The sequence below is a fragment of the Flavobacterium sp. ALJ2 genome, assembly GCF_015594725.1.
Taxonomy (GTDB): Bacteria; Bacteroidota; Bacteroidia; order Flavobacteriales; family Flavobacteriaceae; genus Flavobacterium.
Map to the genome: position 1 here is coordinate 104843 of NZ_JADNRC010000007.1, position 26750 is coordinate 131592.

General features: G+C 31.5%; 24 protein-coding genes and 2 tRNA genes. 11 read left to right on the top strand and 15 right to left on the bottom strand.

Features of this window, described 5'->3' with window-relative positions:
* Window positions 1–30: 30 nt before the first annotated feature.
* The 6 genes from apaG to map form a co-directional block, all read right to left on the bottom strand.
* Window positions 31–417, bottom strand: a complete 387-nt coding sequence (gene apaG / locus IUY40_RS09885) for a Co2+/Mg2+ efflux protein ApaG (protein ID WP_035618015.1) — start codon at window positions 415–417, stop codon at window positions 31–33.
* An 80-nt stretch (window positions 418–497) separates the two neighbouring features.
* Complete coding sequence (locus IUY40_RS09890; RefSeq protein WP_195736705.1) at window positions 498–1751, bottom strand: DUF5103 domain-containing protein; 1254 nt, start codon at window positions 1749–1751, stop codon at window positions 498–500.
* A gap of 61 nt (window positions 1752–1812) precedes the next feature.
* A complete protein-coding gene (locus tag IUY40_RS09895; RefSeq protein ID WP_195736706.1) occupies window positions 1813–4722 on the bottom strand; it encodes a DEAD/DEAH box helicase in 2910 nt (969 codons plus the stop codon).
* 114 nt (window positions 4723–4836) lie between these two features.
* Window positions 4837–5610, bottom strand: a complete 774-nt coding sequence (locus IUY40_RS09900) for a class I SAM-dependent methyltransferase (protein ID WP_195736707.1) — start codon at window positions 5608–5610, stop codon at window positions 4837–4839.
* Window positions 5611–5659: 49 nt separating this feature from the next.
* Window positions 5660–6073, bottom strand: coding sequence for a GxxExxY protein (locus IUY40_RS09905; protein ID WP_195736708.1), 414 nt, complete (start codon window positions 6071–6073; stop codon window positions 5660–5662).
* 64 nt (window positions 6074–6137) lie between these two features.
* On the bottom strand, window positions 6138–6956 hold the full coding sequence (map, locus tag IUY40_RS09910; protein ID WP_195736709.1) for a type I methionyl aminopeptidase: 819 nt from the start codon (window positions 6954–6956) through the stop codon (window positions 6138–6140).
* 198 nt (window positions 6957–7154) lie between these two features.
* Between map and IUY40_RS09915 the strand changes: the two genes are divergently transcribed.
* Window positions 7155–8399, top strand: coding sequence for a DUF445 domain-containing protein (locus IUY40_RS09915; protein WP_195736710.1), 1245 nt, complete (start codon window positions 7155–7157; stop codon window positions 8397–8399).
* Between the two features lie 56 nt (window positions 8400–8455).
* On the opposite strand, the gene IUY40_RS09920 is transcribed toward IUY40_RS09915, so the two are convergent.
* The 5 genes from IUY40_RS09920 to gpmI all read right to left on the bottom strand — a co-directional run bounded on the left by IUY40_RS09920 (window position 8456) and on the right by gpmI (window position 15184).
* Complete coding sequence (locus tag IUY40_RS09920; protein WP_195736711.1) at window positions 8456–9844, bottom strand: TolC family protein; 1389 nt, start codon at window positions 9842–9844, stop codon at window positions 8456–8458.
* On the bottom strand, window positions 9844–11190 hold the full coding sequence (locus IUY40_RS09925) for a biotin/lipoyl-binding protein (protein ID WP_195736712.1): 1347 nt from the start codon (window positions 11188–11190) through the stop codon (window positions 9844–9846). The genes IUY40_RS09920 and IUY40_RS09925 overlap by 1 nt, the downstream gene beginning before the upstream one ends.
* Before the next feature lie 6 nt (window positions 11191–11196).
* On the bottom strand, window positions 11197–12855 hold the full coding sequence (locus IUY40_RS09930; RefSeq protein WP_195736713.1) for an ATP-binding cassette domain-containing protein: 1659 nt from the start codon (window positions 12853–12855) through the stop codon (window positions 11197–11199).
* Between the two features lie 11 nt (window positions 12856–12866).
* The gene (locus tag IUY40_RS09935; protein WP_195736714.1) at window positions 12867–13538 is read right to left on the bottom strand and encodes a TetR/AcrR family transcriptional regulator; all 672 of its coding nucleotides are present in this window, start codon (window positions 13536–13538) and stop codon (window positions 12867–12869) included.
* A gap of 128 nt (window positions 13539–13666) precedes the next feature.
* Complete coding sequence (gene gpmI, locus IUY40_RS09940; protein WP_195736838.1) at window positions 13667–15184, bottom strand: 2,3-bisphosphoglycerate-independent phosphoglycerate mutase; 1518 nt, start codon at window positions 15182–15184, stop codon at window positions 13667–13669.
* Between the two features lie 554 nt (window positions 15185–15738).
* On the opposite strand from gpmI, the gene IUY40_RS09945 reads away from it, so the two are divergent.
* Window positions 15739–16461 carry a murein L,D-transpeptidase catalytic domain family protein gene (locus IUY40_RS09945; RefSeq protein ID WP_195736715.1) on the top strand — a complete coding sequence of 241 codons (723 nt, stop codon included), beginning with the start codon at window positions 15739–15741 and terminating at the stop codon, window positions 16459–16461.
* Here IUY40_RS09945 and IUY40_RS09950 read toward each other — a convergent pair.
* Together IUY40_RS09950 and IUY40_RS09955 are read right to left on the bottom strand one after the other, a co-directional pair.
* Window positions 16450–18030 (bottom strand): L,D-transpeptidase family protein, encoded by a 1581-nt coding sequence (locus tag IUY40_RS09950; protein ID WP_195736716.1) that lies wholly within the window; start codon window positions 18028–18030, stop codon window positions 16450–16452. The genes IUY40_RS09945 and IUY40_RS09950 overlap by 12 nt on opposite strands.
* A gap of 1 nt (window position 18031) precedes the next feature.
* The gene (locus IUY40_RS09955) at window positions 18032–18469 is read right to left on the bottom strand and encodes a GNAT family N-acetyltransferase (protein ID WP_195736717.1); all 438 of its coding nucleotides are present in this window, start codon (window positions 18467–18469) and stop codon (window positions 18032–18034) included.
* Window positions 18470–18605: 136 nt separating this feature from the next.
* Here IUY40_RS09955 and IUY40_RS09960 point away from each other — a divergent pair.
* Window positions 18606–18678, top strand: a tRNA-Gly gene (locus IUY40_RS09960).
* Window positions 18679–18784: 106 nt separating this feature from the next.
* Window positions 18785–18857, top strand: a tRNA-Gly gene (locus tag IUY40_RS09965).
* Window positions 18858–18892: 35 nt separating this feature from the next.
* On the opposite strand, the gene pepE is transcribed toward IUY40_RS09965, so the two are convergent.
* Window positions 18893–19600: a dipeptidase PepE gene (pepE, locus tag IUY40_RS09970; RefSeq protein WP_195736718.1), complete on the bottom strand. Its 708-nt coding sequence runs from the start codon at window positions 19598–19600 to the stop codon at window positions 18893–18895.
* Between the two features lie 154 nt (window positions 19601–19754).
* On the opposite strand from pepE, the gene IUY40_RS09975 reads away from it, so the two are divergent.
* The 7 genes from IUY40_RS09975 (at window position 19755) to IUY40_RS10005 (ending at window position 25774) form a co-directional block, all read left to right on the top strand.
* On the top strand, window positions 19755–20507 hold the full coding sequence (locus IUY40_RS09975; protein ID WP_195736719.1) for a hypothetical protein: 753 nt from the start codon (window positions 19755–19757) through the stop codon (window positions 20505–20507).
* Window positions 20494–21222, top strand: coding sequence for a carboxypeptidase-like regulatory domain-containing protein (locus tag IUY40_RS09980; RefSeq protein WP_195736720.1), 729 nt, complete (start codon window positions 20494–20496; stop codon window positions 21220–21222). Before IUY40_RS09975 ends, IUY40_RS09980 begins: the two co-directional genes overlap by 14 nt.
* Complete coding sequence (locus IUY40_RS09985; RefSeq protein ID WP_195736721.1) at window positions 21212–21964, top strand: hypothetical protein; 753 nt, start codon at window positions 21212–21214, stop codon at window positions 21962–21964. Before IUY40_RS09980 ends, IUY40_RS09985 begins: the two co-directional genes overlap by 11 nt.
* The gene (locus tag IUY40_RS09990) at window positions 21965–22474 is read left to right on the top strand and encodes a DUF6702 family protein (RefSeq protein ID WP_195736722.1); all 510 of its coding nucleotides are present in this window, start codon (window positions 21965–21967) and stop codon (window positions 22472–22474) included.
* 62 nt (window positions 22475–22536) lie between these two features.
* Entirely contained in the window at window positions 22537–24777 is a 2241-nt protein-coding gene (locus IUY40_RS09995; protein ID WP_195736723.1) for a M1 family metallopeptidase, read from the top strand.
* A 107-nt stretch (window positions 24778–24884) separates the two neighbouring features.
* Window positions 24885–25211 (top strand): twin-arginine translocase TatA/TatE family subunit, encoded by a 327-nt coding sequence (locus tag IUY40_RS10000; protein ID WP_195736724.1) that lies wholly within the window; start codon window positions 24885–24887, stop codon window positions 25209–25211.
* The gene (locus tag IUY40_RS10005) at window positions 25211–25774 is read left to right on the top strand and encodes a phosphatase PAP2 family protein (RefSeq protein ID WP_195736725.1); all 564 of its coding nucleotides are present in this window, start codon (window positions 25211–25213) and stop codon (window positions 25772–25774) included. The genes IUY40_RS10000 and IUY40_RS10005 overlap by 1 nt, the downstream gene beginning before the upstream one ends.
* A gap of 180 nt (window positions 25775–25954) precedes the next feature.
* Here IUY40_RS10005 and IUY40_RS10010 read toward each other — a convergent pair whose 3' ends face one another.
* Window positions 25955–26671: a phytanoyl-CoA dioxygenase family protein gene (locus IUY40_RS10010; protein ID WP_195736726.1), complete on the bottom strand. Its 717-nt coding sequence runs from the start codon at window positions 26669–26671 to the stop codon at window positions 25955–25957.
* Window positions 26672–26750 lie beyond the last annotated feature (79 nt).

Genomic DNA, 26750 nt, shown 5'->3' on the forward strand with positions numbered 1-26750 from the left:
ATTATAAAATATTTTGATGCAATAAAGAAATTAGTTCAATGCAAATGGAGCGCACATTCTAAAAGTAGGTACTATAACTTTGAAAATTTTTGTAGTAGTAAAGTTCACCATATTGAAATATCCTTTCATTGCTCCATATGGAGATGACAATAAACAACCTGAACTGTAGGTATGGAATTCACCAGGTTTTAAAACTGGTTTTTTACCTATTACGCCTTCACCGTCAACTATTTCGATATCGTTTAGTGAATCAAAGATTTCCCAATGGCGGGAAGTAAGTTGAACAGAGTCTTTGCTGTGGTTCTCAATAGTAACCACATAGCTAAAGGCAAAATGAATCTTGTAGTTCTTGAAGTATGTGCCTTCAAAACTAGTTAAAACGGATATTTTTATGCCTCTTGTTATTTGAGAAACCATACTAAAGTGTTATATATGTGCGTAATACAAGCAAATTTACAAAAAAAATCGATTCAAAAGAATCATTTCTAAAATGTTTTTTAATTAATGATATTCAAGGAGTTAGCATATCCTTTTCCGATTACATGGTCATAACGGTCATTGTTCTCACGATAATAAACCAATATAGTATATTCATTCTCGGTTTGGAAAAAATTACCATCTATTGCATTTTCAAAATCGATTGCTCCTTTTTTATCAGCTATTTGATATTGATAATTAGTAAAACCTTGTTTTATCATTATTGCTTTTTCATAAACTCCTTTTTCGGTATTATATTCCATTTTATTCTCAGGAGTCAAGCCGTAATTATTAAACATTCCGCTAACATAAATGTCTTTGTTAAGTCGGAAAGCAGGTGCTGAAAGCGTGAAATAAACCCAAGCATAATCAGCTTCGACCTCATTGTTTGAGGCGTTCATATTTTTTACAACAAAGTTACCATTTATGTCCTGATAGTTTGTGTAAGGAAAGTTTCCTCTGGCTTGGTTAGTATATAAGTAGGAGTTGTAAATGTCTTTGCTTGAATCTACTCTTCCTACATTATTACCAGCGTTACGGATGTCTTTATTCTCAAAATATAAAAATTCATTTCCAGCCCAGAATTGGGTTTCATTGTTGTATTTGTATATCAAGTCATTCCCGATAGTGTATTGTGGAGGTACGTTTTTTATTGCAGTGTTAAAATTACCATTTTGTAATAAAAGTACTTTTACACTTTGTAAAGGGGTTTGAAAGTTGAGGGAGCTAGATTTTATAGTAAAATCTAAATTATGTTTGTATTCGATATTACTTACGGTTCGGCTTCTTTTTACCTGAGCAGGAACTGTGACTAGATTTTCATATACAATAAACTTTTTAGAAAATACAACTTCTTTATCTTCATTCAGGATTTTGATAATGTAATTACCAGTAATTAATAATTGGGTGTTTGGATTTGGAAAAGAAATTTTATAGTGCGAATATATTTGTAATGTATTAAAGGAGTTGGTATAATTGACGATTCTCTGCCCGTCAAAACCTTGTAAATATTCTGTTTTTGGAATATCTGAAGGAATCCAATTATAATCGCAGTGTATTATTTCGTAGTAATAATCAGCTTCATTGCCAAAGAGGTCATCAAATTGCAGCTGAACCTCACTTCCTAATTCGAATATTGGAACAACATTTTGCCCACTTTGTACAAACGAAACAGTTTTGATGTTATATGGAGGAGCAATTTCAGATTGTACTTGGGCTGTTGCCGAAGTAAAAATAAGAATGAAAATTAATTTTCGGAAGATAGATTTTAGCATAATAATTATGTTGCAAAATGTAAATATAACAATTTTATACAACGAAAAACGGGCCTATTTGTTAAGTACCTAATATGTATTCTAAATTAATTCCGATTTCATCATTAATATAGCTTTCTTCTAATAGCGAATCCGATAATAGTTTTTTGTTTTCTTGCAGTTTAATTATTTTTTCTTCGACTGTATTTTTCGAAATAAATCGAATGACATTTACTTTATTTAATTGTCCAATTCGGTGTGCTCTTCCCACCCCTTGTTTTTCAGCAAAAGGATTCCACCAAGGATCTAAAAACAATACATAAGAAGCTTTGGTGATATTTAAACCAACGCCACCTGCTTTAAGTGAAATAAAAAACAGCAAAGGATTTTCGTTTTCCTGAAATAGATTTACTTGCTGTTCTCTTTTCTTGGCAGGAGTTTCGCCTGTAATTTCACAAAAATCTATTTTGTTTTCTTTGCACCAAGTCATGTAAAAACTTAAATTAGTAACAAATGAACTAAAAATAATAACCTTCTGTTTTTCTTTTACTAAAGTTTCCAGATATTGGGTTACTGCATTATATTTTCCAGAATCAATTTCAGATTCCTGATCTACCATTTTTGGATGGTTACTTAATTGTCTTAACTTCATCAGCGTATTGATAATACTAATTTTATCTGGGCTGGTTCCATCTGTTTTTAGTAAAAAATTACGTGCTTTTGATTTTTCTTTTTCATATAATTTTTCCTGTTCAGGATCCATATCGCAATAATAAATCTGCTCTGTTAATTCGGGTAAGTCCTTTAATACCTGTTCTTTGGTTCTTCTTAAGATATAAGGCTGAATAAGATTTTTTAGCTCTGTTAAACTATCTTCATCTTGCTTTTTCTCAATTGGGACTTTGAAGTTTTCTGCAAAGAAATTATAACTACCCAAAATATCCGGATTTATAAATTGCATTTGCGACCACAAATCGTCTAATGAGTTTTCGATAGGCGTACCACTTAAAGCGATTTTATGTTCCGTATTTATTTTATTAATCGCTTTAAAAATTTTAGAATTTTTATTTTTGATGTATTGACTTTCGTCCAAAATTAAATAGCGAAAATTATATTTTTCTAAAATTGCAATATCGCGATGAATGATGTTGTAGCTGGTAAAAATTAAATCGGATGATTCTAATCTACTTACTAATAGTTTTCTGTCATTACCAATATACTGCATTTTTGAAAAATGAGGTGTAAATTTTTGAGATTCGTTGTACCAGTTAAAAACCAATGAAGAGGGTAAAACAATCAAGGTTTTTAAAGGTTCTCTTTCAATAACGGTTTCGTTTTGGAACAAGTCAAAATTGGTGGTTTTGGTTGTAAATCCTAACTGTTCCTGAACGGCAACCAATACGGCTAAGGTTTGTAACGTTTTCCCAAGTCCCATATCATCAGCCAGACAAGCGCCTAAATTTGAATTAAAATGACTCAAAAGCCATTTTACACCATCAATTTGATATGGTCTCAAAGTCGCTTTTAGCAATTCAGAAGATACATATTCAGCTTTAAGAATTGGGTTTACATCGTTTTTTATTTCTGGAATTGCATCTAAAGCAGCAAAATTACTTTTACGTAAAAGTAGATCCCCATTTTCTGTTTTGGCTAATTTTGCTAGTGAACTATATTTGCTGAGCCATTCTAAAGGAATCAAAAAATAGTTTCCGTCAGGCAATAAAAAGAGTCTTTCTTTGCTTTTTATATTTGGGATAATTTCGCTAAAGTTGATTGTATAGTTCCCAATCGAAATGATTATCTTGATGTCAAACCAATCTTCTTTTGTTTCTCCTTTTGAAAATAAAACGGTATGATTTTCTGTAATGATTGCTTTGCTTTCCAGTTGCAAATTTTGGATTGTAAAACCTAAATTTTCTAACTCTTCTTTGCGATTAATAACTAATTGAATAGTAGCATAAGGATCAGTAGTTTCTGCATCCGAATCCCATTCAAACAATTCATTTTTTATTTTTATAAAACCAATTTCAAGTAGTTTCTCAGTATATAAAATTTCGTCAGGATTTCGTTTAAACTGAATTATTTTTGGTTCATTAGCAATGTTAAAATCAACAAATGTATGTGTTTTTTTAGTTTTACTGGAATCAAATACATACCCGTCATAATCGAAATGAAGATTGAGATAATAACAGTTCTTAAAGAAATCATAAACAGGTTGAATCGTGCAGGAAATTATTTTATCGCGAAGTTCAATTTCAAAGCCAGTTGCCTCAATATCCGTTTTTTTGGCTATTTCAGGGATGAAACTTTTAAAATAATCATCAACTAAACGGGAGGGGATTTCGATTGATTTTTTCTTTAAAAAAGGCGAAAGTTTCTTGGAATTCAATTCTTTTAGCCTTCCTAGTTTTTTATCGATAATTAACCAGCCTGGCTCATCCAAAAGGATATCGATACCACTATTCATGGGTAAAAATGTAGTGTCGTTTTCCTTTAAAGATAAGGTATATGTAATTCCTTCTGAGTGTTTATTAAAGTGAATTTGAGGCTCAAAATCGAGAGGATTAATACTAACTCGCGAACGATAAAAATCCTTTTCAACTCCCATATTAATAGATAACGGAAATTGTTCTTTTACAATTAGTGTGTAAAAGGAATTTAGATTTAGTTGTAAATGCTGCCGAATTGCAAAATCTATTTTGGAATCTTTTTGTAAATCAGTAATTGTTTTTGCAGATTTTATTTTTGCACTGAATTTCTTGAAAATAAATTCAGGTTTTAAAGAGTCACAAGTTGTTAGTATTTTTTTTGTATTGGAATCTAAATTTCCGAAAACAATTCCAAAACTTTCAAGCACATCTTTAGTCGCTTTTTTGTTTAAATATTTAATTTCATCTGTATCTTCAACGATATAGGCTATTGGAATATAAACATTCAGTTTTTTTTCAAAACTGATGTCAAAACAAAATTGAAATGATTTTGAAGGTTTCAAGATTAAAGGTTTAGTTTGGTTGTAACTTGGGAAGGGGTATAAAATTTAAAAAGTTTTCAAATTATTGCTATTTTGAAAACTTTTTAAATGAATTTATATATAGTAAAAAACTATTTAGTTTTCCTGTTTAAAGCAAAGTGGAATAATTTCTCCTTTGGCTAAACAATATTTTTCGACTAGTTCTGGAGCTATTTTGTTGGTGTAATCTTCTTCGATTACGATAAAGCCAATGCTTCTTAATTTGTCAAAATAATCACGACCATAAATACGTACATGATCGTATTGTCCAAATATCTTAGCGCGTTCTTTTTGGTCTGTAATTGTATCGTCTGCAAAAGTAACTGCTCTTGATAAATCTTGTGGGATTTGCAGTACAGCCATTCCTCCAGGTTTTAAAACACGAAACAATTCCTGCATAGCTTTCGTATCATCTGGAATATGCTCTAAAACGTGGTTGCATAAAATAACGTCATATTCATTATCCTTAAAAGGTAAATTACAGATATCTGCTTTTACATCTGCCAAAGGCGAAAATAAATCAGTCGTTGTATAATCAAGGTTTTTTTGCTTACGAAATAGTTTATAAAAAGCTTGTTCCGGTGCAAAGTGTAATACCTTTTTTGGAGCTGTAAAAAAATCAGTTTGATCGTTTAAGTATAACCATAACAAGCGATGTCTCTCTAAAGAAAGTGTACTTGGTGAAAGCACGTTGTTACGTTGTTTACCATATCCATAAGGCAAAAACATTTTAAAACTCTTACCATCGATAGGATCGGTAAATTTGTCTCCTTTTAACGTAAAGGCTAAAATAGGACGTGCCACATAACTCAAACGAATTAATAATGGACGTGGAATGGTATTAAGAACTAGTTTAAAAAGTTTTTTCATAATTATTTCGCAAAGGCTCACAAAGGGAACTCAAAGATTCGCTAAGTTTTTAGGTATTTGATTTTGAGTTTATAAATCTTTTTATATTGTTTTTTAATATGGTGCTGTTGTAGTTTATCAATAAACCTAATGGATATTTTCCCAGCTTTAAATACGTTACTATTTGTGCAAAATGAGTTGGACTGAAATTTTCGACAGTTTTTAACTCAATTGCTAATTTGTTTTCGACAAGTAAATCAATTCTATACCCTTGTTCTAATCTAATTTCTTTATAAATAATTGGGAGTGTAATCTCTTTTTCAACCTTTAACCCCGCATTTTTAATTTCATAAAATAGGCACTCTTGATAAGCAGATTCAAGTAAACCTGGTCCAAGTTGTCGATGAACTTCAATTGCTAAGCCAATTACCTTGTACGATATTGCTTGTAAATCTTCAGGTATTTCGGAGAACTCTTGACTCATCTTAAGACTATTTGAAACTAAATCTTTGCGTTTTCTTTGTGAAACTTAGCGTAATAGCCTTGCCTTATAATACCAACGGTACTTTTCTGAATTCATCTTCTTCGTTGCTCACGATTCCTAGCGCTTTATAGATATACTGGAAAGTTGATAAAATTTCTGGTTTACCATCGATTAAAGCTACATCATGTTCAAAGTGTGCACTTGCTTTACCATCGGCAGTTGTAATTGTCCAGCCGTCTTTATGTTGTTTTATGTTTCTTGTTCCAAGATTAATCATTGGCTCAATGGCAACAACCATTCCTTCAACAAAAAGTTTTCCTCTTCCTTTTTTACCATAATTAGGCATTTCAGGATCTTCGTGCATTTTTTGCCCAAGTCCATGACCAACAAGTTCACGAACAACTCCGTATCCATGTGCTTCGGTATATTTTTGTATTGCACTTCCAACATCTTCTACACGGTTTCCTGCTTTAAATTCGCGGATTCCAACATATAAAGATTCTTTGGTAACTTGTAGTAATTTTTTAACTTCCGGAGCAACTTCACCTATTTCAAAGCTATAAGCGTGATCTCCATGATAGCCATTTTTGTATGCACCACAATCTACCGAGATAACATCGCCACTTTTTAAAGGGGTGTTATTTGGAATACCATGAACAACTTGTGAATTTGGACTCATACAAAGTGAGTTTGGGAAGTCGTATAAACCTAAAAAGCTAGGTACTGCACCGTGATCACGAATGAATTCTTCGGCTAGTTTGTCAAGATATAATGTGGTAACTCCTTCTTTTATCTCAGAAGCAATCATTCCTAATGTTTTTGATACGATTAAAGCACTTTCGCGCATTAATTCTATTTCTTCACGTGATTTTATAATAATCATAATTTCGGATTTTCAGTTGGCAAAAGTACAATTTTAATATTATTTTTTTTAAATAGCCGTTGTATTTAATTATTTGATTTATAATTAACTTAATAGTAGCCTATAAATATATAGAAAGATTGTAAAATTATCTTATTAAAATGAAAACAGTTGTAGAAACAATTGAATAAATTAGCGTATTAATTAATTCAGCATATTATGAAGAGCAATAGTATTCAAGAAGGCAAAAGTAAAGTAGCTGGTTTGATCAAAATGAAACGATTTGCTTTGGGAGTATTGGGAGTAGCAGTTATTCTTTTTCTAATTGCTATTTACTTTAAGATAGGCTGGCTTAAAGCTTTTAGCGAAGCGGCTATGGTTGGTGGAATTGCAGATTGGTTTGCTATAGTAGCGCTATTCAGGCATCCTTTAGGATTACCAATTCCGCATACAGCCTTAATACCTAATAATAAAGATGCTATTGGGCAAAATCTAGGCACTTTTGTTTCTGATGAGTTCTTGATTAAAGAGAAATTAGAAGTAAAAATTGAGCAGTTTAATTTTGCCGAAAAGGCTGCAAACTGGCTGTCTGAGAAAAACAATGCAAATACTATCGCATCATTAATTATTGAAGATATTATACCAGGAATTTTAAAAACAATCGTTGACGAAGATGTTCAGAGATTTATTCAAGCCAAATTTGAAACCAAATTAAGAGAAATAAATTTTGGAGAATGGATTGCAGTAGGTTTGGAGTCGTTGACCAAAAGCGAAAAACAAGAACAGTTAATTACCAATGTATTAAAAATACTAACCGAAGAATTACAGAATAACAGAGATGTAATTCGCGAAAAGGTGAACAAATCAACGCCTTGGTACACACTTGGTGTGGCTGATAAAAAAATTGCAGATGGTGTTTTTAATGGACTTTATGAATTTATTGATGATGCAAAGCATACGGACAGCAGTATCAGAAGAAAAATAAATACTTATGTTCTGGACTTTATTACAGAGCTAAATAGTTCGCCAGAGCTTCAGCAAAAAGTAAATGATTTAGTGATTGAGTTTGCTCATAAAAGTGAAGTGAAAGAGTATATCAATGCTATTTGGAGTCAAATAAAAGTTGCTATTTCTGCCGACTTAGAGAAGAAAGACGATTCTAAAATAAAAAATAAGATTATCAGTATGATTCAGAATTTTGGAATCAGCATAAAAAGTGATCCCGTTATCCTGAACAAAATAAATGATTTTATAAAAATAGATTTGCTGGGAATCCTTTTGAAGAATAAGCAAATGATAGGAGATTTAATCGCTTCGTCGGTAAGAAGCTGGGACAAAGAAGAAATTTCGAATAAATTAGAATTAGAAATAGGTAAAGATCTTCAGTTTATCCGAATTAACGGAACTGTAGTAGGAGGGTTTGTAGGTCTTTTTATTTATTTTATTGAACATATTATTACCTAAAAAAAAGAGACAAACCATTAAGGATTGTCTCTTTCTATAATGTTTTGAGTTCAGTTTTAATCTGGGTTTGCCATGATTTTAAAAAGCTCCGAATTAGAAATGTAGAATCGATTTTCTAAAGCAATAGCGGCAAGTTTAGCACTTACTAAATTGTTCTCTCTAGTATTGATTAAGAATAAAGAGCTTTCTCCAAATGAAAATAAACGTTCTTCAGAGTTTAGCATTGTAACATTATTTTCGACTAAATCTTTGGCAAGTTTCTTTTGTTTTAAGAGTGAAGTAATTTCTGCTTTTTGTGCACTTATTTTATTAGTTAGCTGAACTTTTTCTAAAGCCAAAGCAAATTTATTTTCTTGAAGTTTATATTTTGCTAATTTTAAACTCCCACGTTCCTTTCTTAAAAATAAAGGGAAATAAAACTCTAAGCCAACTTTATAGTCTTTGAAATTATAATTATCAATGTAACTAGGTTCCGATAAATAAGAGTAGCCTACATTTATTTTTGGCAGTAGCATGTTTTGTTTTAGATCTTTTTCTACATTCAAAATGTCTATTTTGTTTTGTAGTGCATTTATTTTCGGATGTGTTTCTAAGCTAAAGTCATTTTGTAATAAGTCATTGGTTTTTAAAGTTTCTTGTAATGTGTTTTCTAATGCAGCTTCAGGAATAAGGCTATCTGACATCTCCAGCGGAATATTGTTTTCTAACCAAATAAAATTAGATAGTTCTAGTTTAGATTTAGCAAGTTTTAATTTAGAGTCCTCAAGGCTTAATTCTCGATTTTTTAGACTAATTCCTGCTTCTACACTATCAATTGCTGGTTTGTCTCCTTGATTTATTAAAGCTTTGATTCCTGTTAAGCGTATTTCTGCATTATTATTGTACGTTTCATAAAGCTTCATTTCTTCAAAATTTTTCTTCCAGTTAAAATAAGCAATCGAGGCATCGTATAATACAGCAATGGCTTGAAGTTTTCTTTCTGATTCGCTTAGTTTTATCTGAATTTTAGCTTTTCGAACATCGGCCATTCTTTGGTTTATAAATAATCCTTGACCAATAGGTACACTAATTCCAAAAGAAGTTAATCCTTGATTTGGAGTTGTATTTTCAGGATTTAGATAAATACCTTCGTTATTGTCGAATCCAGCTTTTAACTCAATTCCATACCAGGTTGGGATTTTAAAACTGCTGTTTAAAATAGAGTAATATTCCTTGTCTTTAAATTGTTTTTGACTAAAATCTACTTCAATTTTTGGATCAAAACCACCTCGAGCCATCATTAAATTGGCTTGTGCTTTGCTTACTTCCAAATTGGCATTTTTAACCAGAGGATGGTATTTTTTTACATATCCAAGAAATTCATTATAACTGAATTCTTTAGGGATTGGTTCTTGTCCAAAAAGGGTAAAACCAATAAAAAGAAAGGCAAAAAGTATCGGTTTCATTATTTTTTTTCTTTTGTGGTTTTTGTATCGCTTTTATAATAATTAGGAGGAAATCCGTTAAGAGTTCTCCAAATCTCAAACCAAATTGGTACAGTGTCTAATAAAGCAATTGTTTGTGCGCCTGAACCAATGCTTAGCTGTTTTGGCCATTTTGCTTCAGCTGGGTCAGGAGCGATGAGAATTCTGTATTTACCATTGGTGCTAATAAAATTTTCTATAGCGACTACTTGACCTCCAAATGTCCCATAAGACATGTCAGGCCAGCCAGAAAATACGATAGTTGGCCAGCCGTCAAACCAAACACGTACTTTTTCTCCTTTTGACATCAAAGGCAAATCGATAGGATTTATGAAAGTTTCAACTGCAATATCATATTCAGATGGCATTATGGTTACAATTGGAGTTCCTTCTTTTATGGTTTCGCCAATACCAGCTAGCAATGCTCTGTTGATGTAGCCATTTTGTGCCGCTTTGATATAATACATGCCATTACGGACACTATAATTTACATATTGATTTTCAAGTTTATTAACCTGAGCTTCAGTGTCAAATTTATTACTCAGGGTGGTATATTGATCACTCTTAGCTTTAGCTGTTTTTTCAGAATACTCTGCAGTGATTCTGTTAATCTCAACTTTAGCATTTATGTATTCATTTTTGCTCGTTAAATATTTGTTTTCCTGAGTTACAATTTTAGCATCAACATCTTGTTGTTTTAAGCGTTTCTCTTCAACATCTGTCATTGGTTTTAACCCTTCTTTGTTTAATTGTAAGGCACGATTATATTGTGTGTTTGCAATTTTTAGCTGTGTTTTTACAGCAACAAGGTCAATACTGTCACTTTTTATTTTTAAAAGAGATTGTTTTACTTTGTTTCTGGCTTGCTCTAATTTTAATCTCTTCTCGTTTTCTATAAACCCAATTTGCTTCGTAAGTGTATTTACTTTTTCTCCGTATGATTCTAATGAGTGCTTTTTTGCATCTACTTGGTTTTTAGTGTTCTCTACCAAATTAGGGTCCATGTAATCTTCCTTTATCTCAGATATAAACATGATTGTATCGCCCTTTTTTACAAAATCTCCTTCTTGTACATACCATTTTTCGATACGGCCAGAAATAACACTCTGGATAGATTGTGGTCTTTGGTTCGGTTTTAGGGTTGTCACGGCTCCTGATCCAGAGATATTCTGTGTCCATGGTAAGAAGAGGGCAATTATTCCCAAGATTGCAGTGCCAATTATTATTTTATTCAAAATTTTATAATGTGGTCTATTGCTTAAGTCTTTTATAGTTTTATACTTATCTAGAGACTGTAATTTTGTTTTATTATTGGAAATGTTTAGCATGACGTATTAGTTTTTTTGATCAAGAATAATGAGGCCATCTTGCATTGTTAATCTTCGAGTCGATTTTGTTTTCCAATAAGGATTTTTAGACGAAACAATAATGGTCCATTTATTCTTGTCGGAAGTTATAAAATCAATAATTTCGTTGGCAACATCATCATCCATAGTATCCGTTGGGTCCTCATAAAATAGGATTTTTGGTTTATGAATAATGCTTCTTGCTAATAGAATTTTTTGAGCATTAGACGAAGATAATTGTCTTCCTTCAGGATAAATGTGTGTGTCTAAACCTTTTGGTAGTAATTTAATAAACGGGCTAAGTTGTACGCCATCAATTGCCCATTTTAAATCTTCAGAGCTTATCGTTGGGTCATTAAAAGTAATGTTTTCTAAAATGGTTCCCTGAAATGGCGTTTCATTGTGAATAATACTGCCAATCTGTGAGCGATATTGCTTTACATTTATTTTCTTAAAGGTGTCATCATTGATATAAAAAGCACCAGAGTTTTGTTTAAGGATACCCGATAATACTCGAATAAGAGTTGTTTTTCCTGAGCCATTTCGACCGTCAATTACTATTTTTTCCCCCTGATTTATCTTGAGAGTAATAGAATCTAAGGCATTCTTTTGTGAATCTGGAAATTTAACACTTAAACCTTCTGTTTCTAATGTAATGTTATTGTAGCAACGGTCGTTTTGTGAATCTGAATTTTCTTCTAATTCTAAATCCGTTACTTGTCCTATTTTTTCAACAGAAGTTAATACATCATAAAAACTTTCGAGTCCAAGAATGATTTTCTCAACAGAGTTAATGACTAATAAGATAATAATTTCTGCAGCAACAAATTGTCCAATATTCATTTCCTGACTCAATACCAAATATCCTCCAACAGATAGTAAACTTGCTGTTATGATGATTTTGAAAAGAATCAATTGTGTGAATTGTCTTTTGATAATGCTAAAATGTTTCTCGCGATAAGTAAGATATCCAGCTACTATTGAGTTGTTTTTTTGAAGTGCAAAATCATAATTAAGTTCATTTCTGAAACTAAAATTATTGCGTGCCATTTCTTGTAGCCAGCTTGCTACTTTATATTTAAATTTTGATTCTTTTAAACTGGTTTCTATACCTGATTTGTATGAAAATTTAAAAATGAAGTATAAAAGTAAAAACAATAAGAGACCAAATATGATAAAAAAGGGATGATATAAGGACAACAGGGTGATTCCGAAGGCAATTTGGAGTAAAGCTGCCGAAAAATCAGTCAATAATTTGGAAGTCCCTTTTTGGATAGTCATGGTGTCAAAAAAGCGATTCGTTAATTCTGGAGGATATGTACCGTATAATTCTGCTTGTTTTATTTTTGGCAAGCGAGCAGCAAATTCAAATGAAGCGCGAACAAATATTTTTTGTTGTAAGTTTTCTGTAATTCGCAATTGCATAAAAGATAAAACTCCAACAAGCGCAACTCCAGCAACAACTAATATGATAAGAACAATCCAAGAGGCACTTACTCTGCCAGATTGTATAAAAGTAATAATTGCTTGGATACCTAACGGGAGTGATAAACTTATTAATCCAGCGAAAATAGCATAGAAAAAGATTTGATAAATATCTTTTTTATCTAGCTCAAGTAAATTGTAAAATCTTTTTAGTGGAGTCATATTGGTTGTTTTTAGCGCAAAACGTTTTCTGCAAGATTTAAGTAAAATTGAGTAGTTGTTACAGTTTCATTACAATCTGTGATAGTTTTTAAGTGATCTGTCAGGAAATGTTGATGCAAGCTTCCTTCTACAATAGTTGATACTAGAGATTTTGGAAATGGATATTCGGGATTTACTTCCTTCACGATAGAAACGATTCGATTTATGACTCTTTTGTATATTAAAAAAAAACCTTCTTTATTTTCATTATCCACTTCTTTAGTGTGAAGTGTTTTTGTGAATTCTGCGATTATAATTTTATTTAAAATCGCTTCGTTAATGTGTTCCGTAGCGGTATCATCAGTTATTTTTTCGGTAACAATAGTGATCGCTTTATTAAGCCTTTCTTTTTTATCAACAATATTAGTAGTAGAAAAAACCAATTTGTACTCCATCCAACTCCAGTACCAAGAAGATAAATATACTAATAATTTATGTTTGTTTTCAAAATAACGGTAAATAGAACTTTCGTTTGATCCTATTTTTTCACCTAATTTTTTAAATGTGAAATTATCAAAACCGATAGCGTCAATAAGTAGAATGCTCTGTTCTACAATTTTTTTTCCTAATACAGATGTTTCAGGATCTTTTACATAGATTTTTTCGTTAACTTGAATTTTTAAATTTGACAGTATAGTTTCCATAAAAGTTATTTATAATGCAAATGTAATAGTATTACTGTTGATTTTGTAGATTTAACTGTTATTTTTATAAAAAAAAGCTATTCTTAAAATGAAGAATAGCTTTTTTAGGTATTTGTTTGGAGTTATTTTTACAATAATGAATGACAAGACATTGCTGTAGGTTGGGGTATTCCCATTAATTCAAGAATAGTAGGGGCTATATCACCTAAAACACCATCGTGTATTGTTTTTAATTCTTTGTCGACTAAGATAATCGGTACAGGGTTAGTTGTATGTGCTGTATTTGGGCTTCCGTCAGGATTAATCATCGTTTCGCAATTTCCGTGATCAGCAATTACAATAGTGGTATAATCATTTGCGAGAGCAGCCTCGATTACTTCTTTTACACAAGCATCAACAGCTTCGCAAGCTAATATTGCAGCACTCATAATTCCTGTATGTCCTACCATATCGCCGTTAGCAAAATTTAAACATACAAAATCTACTTCCCCTTTGTTCAATTCAGGAATAAGTGCATCTTTTAATTCAAAGGCACTCATTTCTGGTTTTAAATCATAAGTAGCTACTTTTGGAGAATTTCGTAATATTCTGCTTTCGCCTTCAAAAGGAACTTCTCTTCCGCCAGAAAAGAAAAAGGTAACGTGAGGATATTTTTCAGTTTCGGCAATACGAATTTGTTTTTTATTAGCTCTTTCTAAGACTTCACCCAAAGTTTCTGTAATGTTGTCTTTGTTGTAAACAACTTTTACATTTTTATAAGTTTCGTCATAATTGGTAAGCGTAACATAGTATAAGTTTAGTTTATGCATGTTTTGCTCATGAAAATCTTCTTGCGAAAGGGCTTCGGTAAGTTCACGACCTCTATCAGTTCTAAAGTTGAAGAAAATAACAACATCATCCTCTTCAATGGTTGCCAAAGGTTTGTCAGTTGCATCAACCATAACAATTGGTGCAATGAACTCATCAGTAACATCATTATTATAACTCTCTTTGATAGAAGCTACGGCATCTTTCGAATGTGTGCCTAATCCGTTTACAATTAAGTCGTAAGCTAGTTTTACACGTTCCCATCTTTTGTCACGATCCATTGCGTAATAACGACCTATAACTGATGCTATTTTTACAGGAGTGTTTGCAATATGGTTTTCTAGATCTTGAATATAAGTTGCGCCAGATTTCGGATCCACATCACGACCATCTGTAAAGGCATGAACAAATACTTTATCTAAACCATATTCTTGTGTAGCATCAATTAGTCCACGTAGGTGTGAAGTGTGTGAGTGAACACCACCATCAGAAACCAGACCTAAAAAATGTACTTTTTTATTGTTTTCTTTTGCATAGGTAAAAGCATCTACAAGTACTTGCTCTTTGGCTAGAGTATTGTGAGCTACTGCTAGGTTAATTTTTGCTAAATCTTGGTAAACGATTCTTCCCGCGCCAAGATTCATATGACCAACTTCACTATTTCCCATTTGCCCCTCAGGTAAACCTACATTTAAACCATCGGTACGAAGTTGTGCGCTTGGGTAGTTTTTGTAAAGACTATTTATAAATGGAACATTTGCATTGTCTATTGCAGATACTTTAGGGTCAGGGGATTTTCCCCAACCATCTAAAATCATAAGTATTACTTTTTTGTTCATCATAATTTATTTTGTACAAAGATAAACCATTTCTAAAATGTTTAAGAGCGACTTAGTTACAATTATACTTTATAACGGGATCTTTATCAAAAAATAATAATTTAATTGTAGAAGATGTGATTTTTTAAAATAAATGCAGATTAGATTTTATTTTTTATTGCATCCTAGTTGATGAGATGGTGAGTGCTTGTTAAAAAAAGTGTTTTAGTATTAGGAATGATAGGGAGTTGTTTCCTTTGTTGAAAAAGTTTCCTTATTACAGGTTTTTTTAGATTGTAATAAAAATTAATGAAAGCTATACTGAGTTTAAAATCATGCAGTTAGTTTAGGGTTTAGAGTTTGGAAATTAGTTTTTAAATTGTAAGATTTGGTTTGTTTTTTATTGTAAATCAGTATTTTTAATTATGATTTTGTTAAGAGAATGCAATAATTATTGGATTAAATTCGTTAAATATTGATTAAAAAGCACTTCGTTTTTATTTCAAAATTTTTAAAGCTATAATTTTTTCATACATTTGCCAACCCAGAAATAAGTTATAATCTAAACACATTCAATGATTTATAAAATTTATCCCGCGTTGCTTTTTTTGTTTTTGTCATTTACCACGGATACAAAAACAACGGCAGAAGTTAAAAAAGTCGAAAATAAAAGTATCGCTAGTACGGTAATTACAAGCTTAGATTTAAGAGTTAAGGCAGTTTATAGTTCGCTTAATGCAAATAATTTTGACTTGCCTGATGTTAATAGTTTTACAGAAGCTCTTAAAGGTTTTTATTTGTTAAAAGAAAAAGGAGTTATACAAAAAGATCTTTTGACTTTGATTGATTTTAGTCTATCGTCAAATATGAAGCGTCTTTGGGTAATTGATCTTTCGACTAATACAGTATTGTTCCAGTCCTTAGTGGCTCACGGAAAAAATACAGGAGACGAATTTGCATCTGACTTCTCAAATACAAATTCTTCTTATAAAAGCAGTCTTGGGTTTTACGCTACAGCTGAGGTTTATAAAGGGAAACACGGAAATTCGTTACGTTTAGATGGTTTAGAAAGAGGAGTTAATGATAATGCTCGTGAAAGAGCAGTTGTAATTCATGGAGCTAATTATGTTTCTGAATCCTTTATCAGAGGCAACAAGAGGTTGGGGCGTAGTTTAGGCTGTCCTGCTATTCCGATAGAATTAACAAATGCAATTATCGAAACAATAAAAGACAAATCGTGTTTGTATATTTATCATCCATCAAGAACTTTTGCAATGGAGGAAAGGCTAATTTCTTAATTTAGCATACAAATTAGCATCTAGATTGTAAATATCGTCTCTAAATTGTAAGGAGTTGTCTGTACTCCAAGCAGTCCAATACCATTGGTAGATAGTGTATTTTTTAGCAATCCTTACATTGGTAGTTTTTTTAGTTACAATAACTGAGTCTATTTTTTGTTTCGACCAATTATTAGAATCTAGTATATGTTGTGCTAATTCTAGTGGATTCTCAACGCGAATACAACCTGAACTTAAGGAACGGTTGTTTCTGCCAAATAGGCTACGATGATTTGTATCATGTAAATAAACGCTATGATTGTTTGGGAATAAAATTTTCATTAATCCTAAAGAATTATTACTTCCAGGACTTTGTACATAACGATATCTGCCAGGGGAATTTTCATTCCAATCATTAGGTTCTACAACCGAATTGTCTTTGTCGTAAATTGTAATGTTTTTATTTTTTAAATAATTTCGATTTCGTTTCATTGCAGGAACTACATCTTCCTTTAAAATAGTTGGAGGAATGGTCCATGTAGGGTTAAGAACGACAGTTTTAAGGGTTGAGGTAAGTATTGGTGTTTTTCTACGAATGGTTCCAACAACAATTTTTCGAACTACAGTAGTGTCTTTGTTTTCAACAACATTTAAGCTGTAATCAGGAATATTTATTATAAAATAGTTTTCTGCCAATGTATCTGCATACCATCTCCAACGCTCAATGTTAGCGATAATTTGATTTTTTCTTTTGGTTTTAGAAAAATTTAAAGCATTAACTGTTCCGTTCCCAATAACACCATCGGGAGCTAAGCCATGACGCATCTGGAATTTTTTAATTGCTTCAAATGTTTTGCCATCGTAGATAGAGGTTAGGCTGTCTCTTCCTGTTAAGTCTTTCCAGTATAGAAGTCGTTTTTTTATTGTAATCATGGCGCTATTAGTATCGTGTAAGACTACTTTATCTTTAACATCGATTGTCTTAATATTGTCATCTGGAAATTCATTTAGTAGAGCAAGCGCTTTTAAGAGTCTTTTGTAGGTATATGTTTTTGGTTGACTCTGTTCAATAGTAAGAGCTAGATTATTATCGTTAAACGCCTTTATGAGAATAGTATTTACATCAAATGGTTTTTCATTTAAATCCCAATCATTATACAGTTTCTTTGGATTTAGTTTTCCTTTATATAAGTGTGTCAGGTATTTTTGAAAATTATAGGTAAGTAAGACATCGTAAAGGGCCAATTCAGCATCGTCTAGTTTACTTATTTTACTTTCAAAGTCCTTTATCTTTTTGATGTTATAATCATTCGGGTCTAAACCAAGTGTTTCAGATTTTTTTAATTCATCTATAATGAATGTTCTTTTTTTTAGATTTCCCCAAACAGTTTCATTGTTTGAAGCGATATAAAAATTTTGAATATTTTCACTTTTAAATGAATTAATTAATGAAGTGTCTAGCTGAATTTTTCGTTCGTCAGTTTGAATAATTGCAGGAAGAGGTTCAGCTTTTTTTACAGGAATTGCTTTTTCTTCTTTTTTGCAACTTATAAGTATTGATAGTAATATTAAAAAGTAAAGTTTATTCATTTTAAAGTTTTTTAAACATTAGTAGATGTTCTCCAACATCTTTTATTTCAAAAATAGCACCAGTTTTTTGGTAGCCCATTTTCTCATAAAAACCTACAGCTTCGGTTCTAGCATTAAACCATATTAATTGGTTATTGTTAGCAATACAGTATTCTTCACAGTAATTAACTAAGGCTTCTCCAAATCCTTTTTTTCTGAAATCATCTAAAATAGCCATTCCTCGAATTTGCGATTGAGAATTTTCTGCAAATATAATATTAGAATTCTTAAATAACGAAATAATTCCTGTTAAACTTTTGTCTTCAAATAAACCAAAATGATGTGTTGTTGGTAAGTCATCTCCATCAAAATGACAGCTTTCTGTAGGTTTTCCTTTTCTTAGAACAGGATTGCGTACTAAATAAGTTTCTCGGGCGGGTATTTCTTGTATGTTTGTCATAGTGTTTTATAAAAAAGTAAAATTATAACTTTTTAGTTTTAAATGTATTATAGATTTTGTTTTAAATTTCATGAAATTTTAATAAAAAAAACTTGTTTTTAACTGAAGTTATTATCTATATTTGCACCACAGTAATGCGAAAGTAGCTCAGTTGGTAGAGCTCCAGCCTTCCAAGCTGGTTGTCGCGAGTTCGAGCCTCGTCTTTCGCTCTAAAAACCGAAATTGCAAATGTTTCGGTTTTTTATCAAAATTAAAAAATTTTTGATTTTTATTTTTTAGAATGATTTAATTTTTTTACATTTGCATCCTGTTAATGCGAAAGTAGCTCAGTTGGTAGAGCTCCAGCCTTCCAAGCTGGTTGTCGCGAGTTCGAGCCTCGTCTTTCGCTCTTTAAAAAGCCGAAACTTAGTAGTTTCGGCTTTTTTATTGTACATAACTTAAGTCTGTTTGAGGCTCTAGTTCTTCAGGTTCTTGATTTTGTCTAAAAAGACGAGCAGATAAATTCCCTTTCAAAACGATTTGATCTCCCTTTACATCTAGCCAGCTTCCTTCTCTTAATCCTAAAACAGGTAATGTGTTAAAAGCATGAAATTCTTTTATTCTCGTTTCGCGAGTTTCGCCCATGTGTTTAGATTGAGAATCTGTATCTAAATAATGAGGATTTAGGTTAAACGGAATTAATCCTAAAGTTTGGAAACTTGGAGGGTAAATTATAGGCATGTCATTCGTGGTCTGCATTGATAAACCGCAAATATTACTTCCAGCACTTGTCCCTAAGTATGGCGTCCCATTTTTAACAGCTTCAGCAAGAGTAGACATAATGTTATTCTTGTATAGTTGAGTTACTAACAAAAAAGTATTTCCTCCACCAGTAAAGATTCCTTGAGCGTTATTAATTGCGGCTGTAGGGTCTTCAAATTCATGAATCCCTTTTATGTTAATGTTTATTTTTTTGAATGCTTGAGAAACTGTATTTGTATATTGTTCGTGAGAAACACCTCCGGGTCTTGCAAATGGGATAAAAAGTATAGATTCACAATTCTTAAAATGTATTTGTAATTCTGGTAATAGATAGTCTAAATAGCTGCCACCATGAAGAGTAGAGGTGCTGGCAATGATGATGTTTTTCATAAGTCTTAAAGTGTCTTTATTAAAGTTAAAGGTATAAAATTGTAGATTTTAAAGCCATAAAACAACGTTTTAATTAACATATCTTTACCAAGTCGTTAGTATTAAATTTAGAAGACATTAAGATACTTTTACAACTTACCCTTATAATTATTTGATGAACAAAGCAGTATGTGTGTTTTTTATTTTTCTTGCTAACAACCTTTTGGCGCAAGTAGAAGTTTCTACTGTTCTTAAAGGGAAAGTAGATGCTAATATAATGGATTTAGAAGGGGTTTATGTGGTGAATGTGAGAACAGAAACTTCAGTAGTGACAAATGCTGATGGCTCTTTTTCAATACCTGCTCAAATAGGAGATACGCTTATTTTTTCATCAGTACAACTTACAGAGCGACGAATTGTTTTGGGAGACGAAGATTTTGCTTCGGCAAATTTTGTGGTAAAAATAGAGGTAGGGATGAATCAATTACGAGAAGTTATTATAAAAAGATATGATAATATTAATGCAGTTGCTATGGGTATAATTCCAGCCAGTCAACGTTCGTATTCTCCTGCGGAGCGTAAACTAAAAGGCGCAACTGACCTAGATGCTTCTGTAGGGTTAGGGGGTTCAGTGGCTTTAGACCCTATGCTTAATTTTTTCTCGGGAAGAAGTGCAATGTTGAAAAAAGAACTTGCTGTAGAGAAAAAAGAAATTTTTATGCAGCTTTTAGAAAAAATGTTTAATACAGATCATTTTGTGCAAAAGCTAAGTATTCCTTTAGATTACGTAAAAGGATTTGAATATTTTGCTGTTGAAAATGAAAGTTTCACAAAGATTTTGAATACAAAGAATAAGACCACAACAGAATTTTTATTAGCGGAACTAGCGGTGAAATATAAAGAAATAATAGCCTGTGAAAACAATTAACATTTTACTCTTATTCATTTTATCTTTATTCTTCCAGGTAAGTTTAGGGCAGACTATTATCACAAAAGAAATTTCAGGAAGAGTTACCGCAGATTCGAGTTCAGTTGAAGCTATTACAATTGTTAATAATACAACTCAGGAAACAACTATCTCAGATAATAAAGGATTGTTTTCGATAGTAGTAAAAGAAGGGGATGTGTTGGTTCTTTCGGCAGTAAATTTAGAGCCCCTCCGAAAACGAATTACGGCCAATGATTTAAAATTGGATATGTTATTAATTAAAATGACGACTAGAAATTTTGAATTAAAAGAAGTTGTTATAAATGAGTTTTCGAATATAAATGCAGAAAATTTGGGAATTATACCATACGGACAAAAAAAGTATACACCAGCAGAGCGAAAACTTTATACAGCAAAGTCATCTATGACAGAAACTCTTTTGAATAAAATTTCAGGAAGGACTGCTATGCTAAAAAAAGAAGCAATTGTTGAAAAAAAAGAAATTTTGTATTCAAAAATTGAATATCTTTTCGAAGAGAATTATTACACAGAAAGATTAAAGATTCCGCTTGAACATATAAAAGGATTTCAGCTTTATTGCATAGATGATCAAGAGTTTGTAAATTCGTTGAACGCTAAGAATAAAACAGTTTGTATGTTTTTGATTACGGGGCTGGCACAAAAATATTTAACAATTATATCGAATGAAAAATAGAATAGGAATACTCGTTTTGGGTTTATTATGTCAGCTTTGTTTTTCACAATCTTTGGTAAGAAAGCCATTGCATGGACGAGTAATAAATGATTTTATTGCTATAGAAAATGGCTACGTGGTAAATATTAATGCCAATGTTAGAACGTTTATTAATGCTGAGGGACTGTTTGATATTGCAGCAAAGCCGAAAGATACACTGCTATTTTCAGGTTTAGCATTTCAATCTAAAAAAATTGTTCTGACAGAGAAAGATTGTTCACAAGTGCTTTTTATTGTAAAATTAGATTTGGTAAATAATCAGCTGAAGGAGGTTATTGTTACAAAAGATCTTAAGGTGAAAGCTTTTAAAGATGGTTCTCTGAAATATGTTGATATGCAATTTGAAGATGATAAACAATCTATGGCAAAAAATTCTGCAATGTATTCAGATCAAACTATAAAATATGGAACTGATTTTGTTCGAATATTTAAAGATGTTTCTAAATTGTTGAAGAAGAAAGATAATGTTGAAGAAGATTATGTTAGTGATGTAGCCTTTTCTGAATATGTAAAACTAAATTTTAGCCCAAAGTTTTTTGAAAAAGACTTAAATCTGAAAAAGGATGAAATCGAATTGTTTTTATTGTACTGTTCTAATGATATTCATTCTAAGCAATATTTAAAACCAGAAGATCAATTTCAGTTAATGGATTTTTTAATTAATAAAAGTAAAGAATTTAAAAAGCTAAATGACTCAAAATAAATGAGAAAAAGGATAATTTTTCCTGTTCTTTTTTTATTGTTTGTATTGGGTACAGCTTTTTCTGTGCATAAATTTTATGTTGGAGTTTATCAAATAAATTATGCTCCAGAGAAAAAAATGCTGCAAATTACTTCTCGGATTTTTATCGATGATTTGAATAATGGAGTTGAGAAAAAATACAATACAAAAACTAATATTGGAACAGCTAAAGAAACAGAAGCTGACGTTGCTCTTTTGAAAAAATACTTAGCAGAGCATTTTATCATAAAAGTAAATGGTCAATCAAAACCAATTGTTTTTTTATCAAAAGAAGTGGAGACAAATGATGTTTTAGTTTGTTACTCTAGAATAAGTGATGTAAGTAAAATTAAAACTTTAGAAATTTCAAATACAATTTTGGTAGATTGGAATTCTGATCAGCAAAATATAACACATGTTTCAGTATTAGGAACTAAAAAGAGTGCGATTTTTACAGCATCTTCAAGGAAAGAATTGTTAAAATACGATTAAACTGAGATGAATATTCTTTTAATTGTTATTTTCACAACTTGACAAAACTCCAAAAACCAGTTATGAGAAAAATTTCGTTTTTATTATTTTTTCCAGCCATTCTGTTTGCACAGGAAAAAAGCACCACAGATGTAAGGCAACAAGGGAAATACGATACTAATAAATTTAGTCAGATGTATGATTTATTGGCAACTCCTAATATGTTTCGTACAGCATCTGGGGCGCCAGGCCCTGCATATTATCAGCAACAAGCCGATTATAAAATTGATGTTGAATTAGATGATAAAAACGCAAAATTAACGGGTTCAGAGACGATTACTTATTCTAATAATTCACCAGATAATCTAGAATATTTATGGTTACAACTAGATCAGAATCAAGCTAAAAAACACACACAGTCTACATTGGCTGAGAGTGAAAAAATTAGTCAAGTATCAGCAGTTGAAGGTTTTTCAAAAAAATACTTAAAAGATGGACTTGAACGAGGTTTTAATATCGAATATGTAAAAGACGCTAAGGGAAACCCAATGTCATACACTATTAATGAAACTATGATGAGAATTAATTTGACAACGCCTTTAAAAGCGGGTGAAAAAATCTCATTTTCAATTAAATGGTGGTATAATATCAATAATTACAGACAAGATGGAGGACGTTCAGGATATGAATTTTTTGAAAAAGACAAGAACAGATTATATGTAATTGCACAATTCTACCCAAGAATGGCAGTTTATAATGATGTAGAAGGTTGGCAGAATATGCAGTTTTGGGGAGGTGGAGAATTTGCTTTGCCTTTCGGGGATTTTGATGTAAATATTACAGTACCTGCAGATCACGTTATGGAAGCCACAGGAGAATTGATGAATAGAAGCGAAGTATTTACTCCCGAGCAGGTAAAAAGATATGAGCTTGCTCAAAAATCATACGATAAACCAGTTATTATTGTTACGCAGGCAGAAGCAGAAGCAACAGAAAAAGGATTTTCAGAGAAGAAAAAAACATGGAAATTCAGTGCTAAAAATGTACGTGATTTTGGAATTGCGACATCAAGAAAATTTATTTACGATGCAATGGCTGTAAAGCTTGGAGATAAAACAGTAATGGCAGCTTCAGTATATCCAAAAGAAGCAAATCCGCTTTGGGAAGAAACTTCAACAAGAACAGTTGCACATACTTTAAAAAGTTATTCAGCTCGCACATTCGATTATCCTTACCCAAAGGCAGTTTCGGTTTCGGCAGAAGATCAAGGAATGGAGTACCCAATGATTTGTTGGAATTATGGGCGCCCAGATGAAAATGGAGTAACGAGTAAAGAAATGAAAAACGGAATGATTGGTGTAGTAATTCATGAAGTTGGACATAATTTTTTTCCTATGATTGTCAATTCAGATGAACGTCAATGGAGTTGGATGGATGAGGGTTTAAACTCTTTTTTAGAGTATTTGGCAGAGCAGGAGTTAGACCCTAATTTCCCTTCAAGACGAGGTCCAGCAAAAAATATAGTTCCTTATATGAGTGGAGATCAGAAATTTTTGGAGCCAATAATGTCAAACTCTGAAACGATTCACCAATTTGGAAATAATGCATGCGGAAAACCTGCTACAGGACTTAATATTTTAAGAGAAGTAGTTATGGGAAGAGAATTGTTTGATTATGCTTTTAAAATATATGCAAACAGATGGAAATTTAAGCACCCAACACCAGAAGACTTCTTTAGAACAATGGAAGATGCCTCTGCAGTTGATTTAGACTGGTTTTTTAGAGGCTGGTTTTACTCAACAGATTTTGTAGATATTGGAATCAAAGAAGTAAAGCAATATTATGTAAGTGAAACGGCAACAGAAGAGTTAAAAAATACTAAGATCAGAAAAGGACGTTTTGGTTTTGAAAAAGGGCCTTTCGTGTATTTAATTGATGGAGATAATAAAGAATTAAAAAAATCTGATAAAAAAGCATTAAAAGTTGATGATGTAAAATTATTGTCAGATTATGTAGCTGAGACTTTTACTGCAGAAGAGAAAGCAAATTTAAAAGCTCCAAAATATTTCTATGAAGTTGAGTTTAACAAGCCAGGAGGAATGATAATGCCTATTCTTGTTGAGATTACATATGAAGATGGAACGAAGGAAGAATTTAAGTATCCAGCACAAATTTGGAGAAAAAATAATGATACTGCCAAAAAAGTATATGCGACAGAAAAAGCTATAAAAAGCATTCAGATTGATCCAAAATTACTCACTGCAGATATTGATGTAACTAATAATACATGGCCAAAAGCAGAAGTAAAATCAAAATTTGATTAAATATAAAGGAAAAAGTGACTCTTGTATGGGTCTCTTTTTTTTAAGTAAATTTTAAAACAGTAGGCTACAAAATTTAATATCTTTGTGGCACATAAAATAAAAAAGATATGTTTGGTATAGGAGGAGGAGAATTAGTTTTTATACTATTTGTGGTACTTATGCTTTTTGGTTCAGATAAAGTGCCAGAAATTGCTCGTACAATGGGTAAGGCTATGGCGCAACTTAAAAATGCGACCAATGATATTAAAAGTGAAATCCAAAAAGGAGCAGAAGCTAATGGTTTTGATGCAAAATCTTTGGAGGATATGACAGGTAATATTAATTCTGAAATCGAGAAAGCTAAAACTAATTTATTAGGAGATGCTACCACACAATTTGAAAAAACAAAAGAAGATATTGATTCCGTTACGGGACCTATAAAACGTCATATATAATGCTTGAAAAAATACAAGAATTTGATACAAATCTATTTGTATTTCTTAATGGGTTAGGTTCGGAAACTTATGACAAACTCTGGTTGGTAATTACGAATCAACTAAATTGGATTCCGCTTTTCTTACTATTACTTTATCTTATCTATAAAAAAATAGGAACAAAACAAACTTTGTATTTACTCTTGTTTGTAGCAATTTTAATAGCCTTTACCGATCAGTTAACTAATGCAGTTAAGTATACTGTACAGCGTTCAAGACCTTGTAATAATCCTGATATCAAATCGTTTATTCGAATTGTACAATCACGACAATCATTTAGTTTTTTCTCAGGTCATGCAGCCAATTCAATGGCAGTAGCAACTTTCTTGTATTTAACGCTTAATAAGCACTTTAAATATTTTGGATTGCTATTCTTATGGCCGTTAATTTTTGCTTATAGCCGCATTTACTTAGGATTGCATTATCCGTTAGATATTCTTTGCGGATATTTAGTAGGAGCAACAATGGGATTCTTAATCTATAAATTATATCTGAAAGCAAAAGTAAAGTATTTTCCAGTTTAAATTAGAGTTGTCTCTTGCGCATCTTGAAGGGATGAAATTTTTATATAGAAGAAAAGGCTTTAAACGAAAGATTCAATATTTCGTTTAAAGCCTTTTCTTATTTCTCTTAACTAGAAACTATTAGGATTTTTTTTAAAAGAACTCGACTAATAACTAAACCTTATAACTTTAAAATTTTTGTTATAGATTGGTTCTTTCGCTCCAATCTAATCCATTTGGTAGTTCTTGATTACTGAATTCAATATGAATAACTCTTCTTCTTTCGTTATTTGTAGTCTTATTTGAAGCATGAAAAAGCAATGGTTTCATAATCATTATTCCCCCTTTTTCGACTTCACAAATTGTTTCTTTTTCATTTTTAAAGTCCATATTCTCGATTCTACAAATTCCTTTAGAATGGGAGCTATTAATTACTTTTAAAGCGCCATTATCCTTAGTCGTTTTGTCAATATGAATTCTTATTGTGAAATTTTTATCGAGAATATCTTTCGGAGGCTGCACAGCAAACTGATTCTGTTTAGTAGTCCAGTTTTCAAAATTTTCTACATCTATTTTTTTATCAACCGAGATCGTTAAATCTTGATGATAAGCAACAAACCAATTTGATTTTTCGGGTTTGTCAAAATATATAGATTTTGTTATGAAATAATTTTCGACGAAGTTAGATTTGATGATATTCTTTAAATTCGGATTAAAGATATATTCTAATGCTTCGGGAATTTCTTTATGAAATTGTCTTATAGCAAATAAATCTTCGGATTTTCTAAAGGTTGTCCTTTCAGCTTTGTTTTCAGTAACACTTTCAATTATCGAAATCAGTTTTTCAATTTCAGTTTCATTATAAACGTGACTTATAATTGCAAAACCTTCGGAGTTTATTTTATTGATATGTTTCATTATTGCTGTTTTTTTTCTGAATTATTTCCAGCTAAAGTAGAGAGTAAATGAGTTTTTTTAATCAAAAAAACTTAGAATC

Excerpts from the sequence above, each read along its gene's own strand:
- IUY40_RS10010 (WP_195736726.1), bottom strand. The coding sequence starts at position 26,671 with ATGAAACATATCAATAAAATAAACTCCGAAGGTTTTGCAATTATAAGT.
- IUY40_RS09985 (WP_195736721.1), top strand. The coding sequence starts at position 21,212 with ATGAAAAATAGAATAGGAATACTCGTTTTGGGTTTATTATGTCAGCTT.
- gpmI (WP_195736838.1), bottom strand. The coding sequence starts at position 15,184 with ATGAACAAAAAAGTAATACTTATGATTTTAGATGGTTGGGGAAAATCC.
- IUY40_RS09995 (WP_195736723.1), top strand. The coding sequence starts at position 22,537 with ATGAGAAAAATTTCGTTTTTATTATTTTTTCCAGCCATTCTGTTTGCA.
- IUY40_RS09900 (WP_195736707.1), bottom strand. The coding sequence starts at position 5,610 with ATGAAAAAACTTTTTAAACTAGTTCTTAATACCATTCCACGTCCATTA.
- map (WP_195736709.1), bottom strand. The coding sequence starts at position 6,956 with ATGATTATTATAAAATCACGTGAAGAAATAGAATTAATGCGCGAAAGT.
- IUY40_RS09930 (WP_195736713.1), bottom strand. The coding sequence starts at position 12,855 with ATGACTCCACTAAAAAGATTTTACAATTTACTTGAGCTAGATAAAAAA.
- apaG (WP_035618015.1), bottom strand. The coding sequence starts at position 417 with ATGGTTTCTCAAATAACAAGAGGCATAAAAATATCCGTTTTAACTAGT.
- IUY40_RS09925 (WP_195736712.1), bottom strand. The coding sequence starts at position 11,190 with ATGCTAAACATTTCCAATAATAAAACAAAATTACAGTCTCTAGATAAG.
- IUY40_RS10000 (WP_195736724.1), top strand. The coding sequence starts at position 24,885 with ATGTTTGGTATAGGAGGAGGAGAATTAGTTTTTATACTATTTGTGGTA.
- IUY40_RS09905 (WP_195736708.1), bottom strand. The coding sequence starts at position 6,073 with ATGAGTCAAGAGTTCTCCGAAATACCTGAAGATTTACAAGCAATATCG.
- IUY40_RS09990 (WP_195736722.1), top strand. The coding sequence starts at position 21,965 with ATGAGAAAAAGGATAATTTTTCCTGTTCTTTTTTTATTGTTTGTATTG.
- pepE (WP_195736718.1), bottom strand. The coding sequence starts at position 19,600 with ATGAAAAACATCATCATTGCCAGCACCTCTACTCTTCATGGTGGCAGC.
- IUY40_RS09935 (WP_195736714.1), bottom strand. The coding sequence starts at position 13,538 with ATGGAAACTATACTGTCAAATTTAAAAATTCAAGTTAACGAAAAAATC.
- IUY40_RS09915 (WP_195736710.1), top strand. The coding sequence starts at position 7,155 with ATGAAGAGCAATAGTATTCAAGAAGGCAAAAGTAAAGTAGCTGGTTTG.
- IUY40_RS09890 (WP_195736705.1), bottom strand. The coding sequence starts at position 1,751 with ATGCTAAAATCTATCTTCCGAAAATTAATTTTCATTCTTATTTTTACT.
- IUY40_RS10005 (WP_195736725.1), top strand. The coding sequence starts at position 25,211 with ATGCTTGAAAAAATACAAGAATTTGATACAAATCTATTTGTATTTCTT.
- IUY40_RS09975 (WP_195736719.1), top strand. The coding sequence starts at position 19,755 with ATGAACAAAGCAGTATGTGTGTTTTTTATTTTTCTTGCTAACAACCTT.
- IUY40_RS09955 (WP_195736717.1), bottom strand. The coding sequence starts at position 18,469 with ATGACAAACATACAAGAAATACCCGCCCGAGAAACTTATTTAGTACGC.
- IUY40_RS09920 (WP_195736711.1), bottom strand. The coding sequence starts at position 9,844 with ATGAAACCGATACTTTTTGCCTTTCTTTTTATTGGTTTTACCCTTTTT.
- IUY40_RS09950 (WP_195736716.1), bottom strand. The coding sequence starts at position 18,030 with ATGAATAAACTTTACTTTTTAATATTACTATCAATACTTATAAGTTGC.
- IUY40_RS09945 (WP_195736715.1), top strand. The coding sequence starts at position 15,739 with ATGATTTATAAAATTTATCCCGCGTTGCTTTTTTTGTTTTTGTCATTT.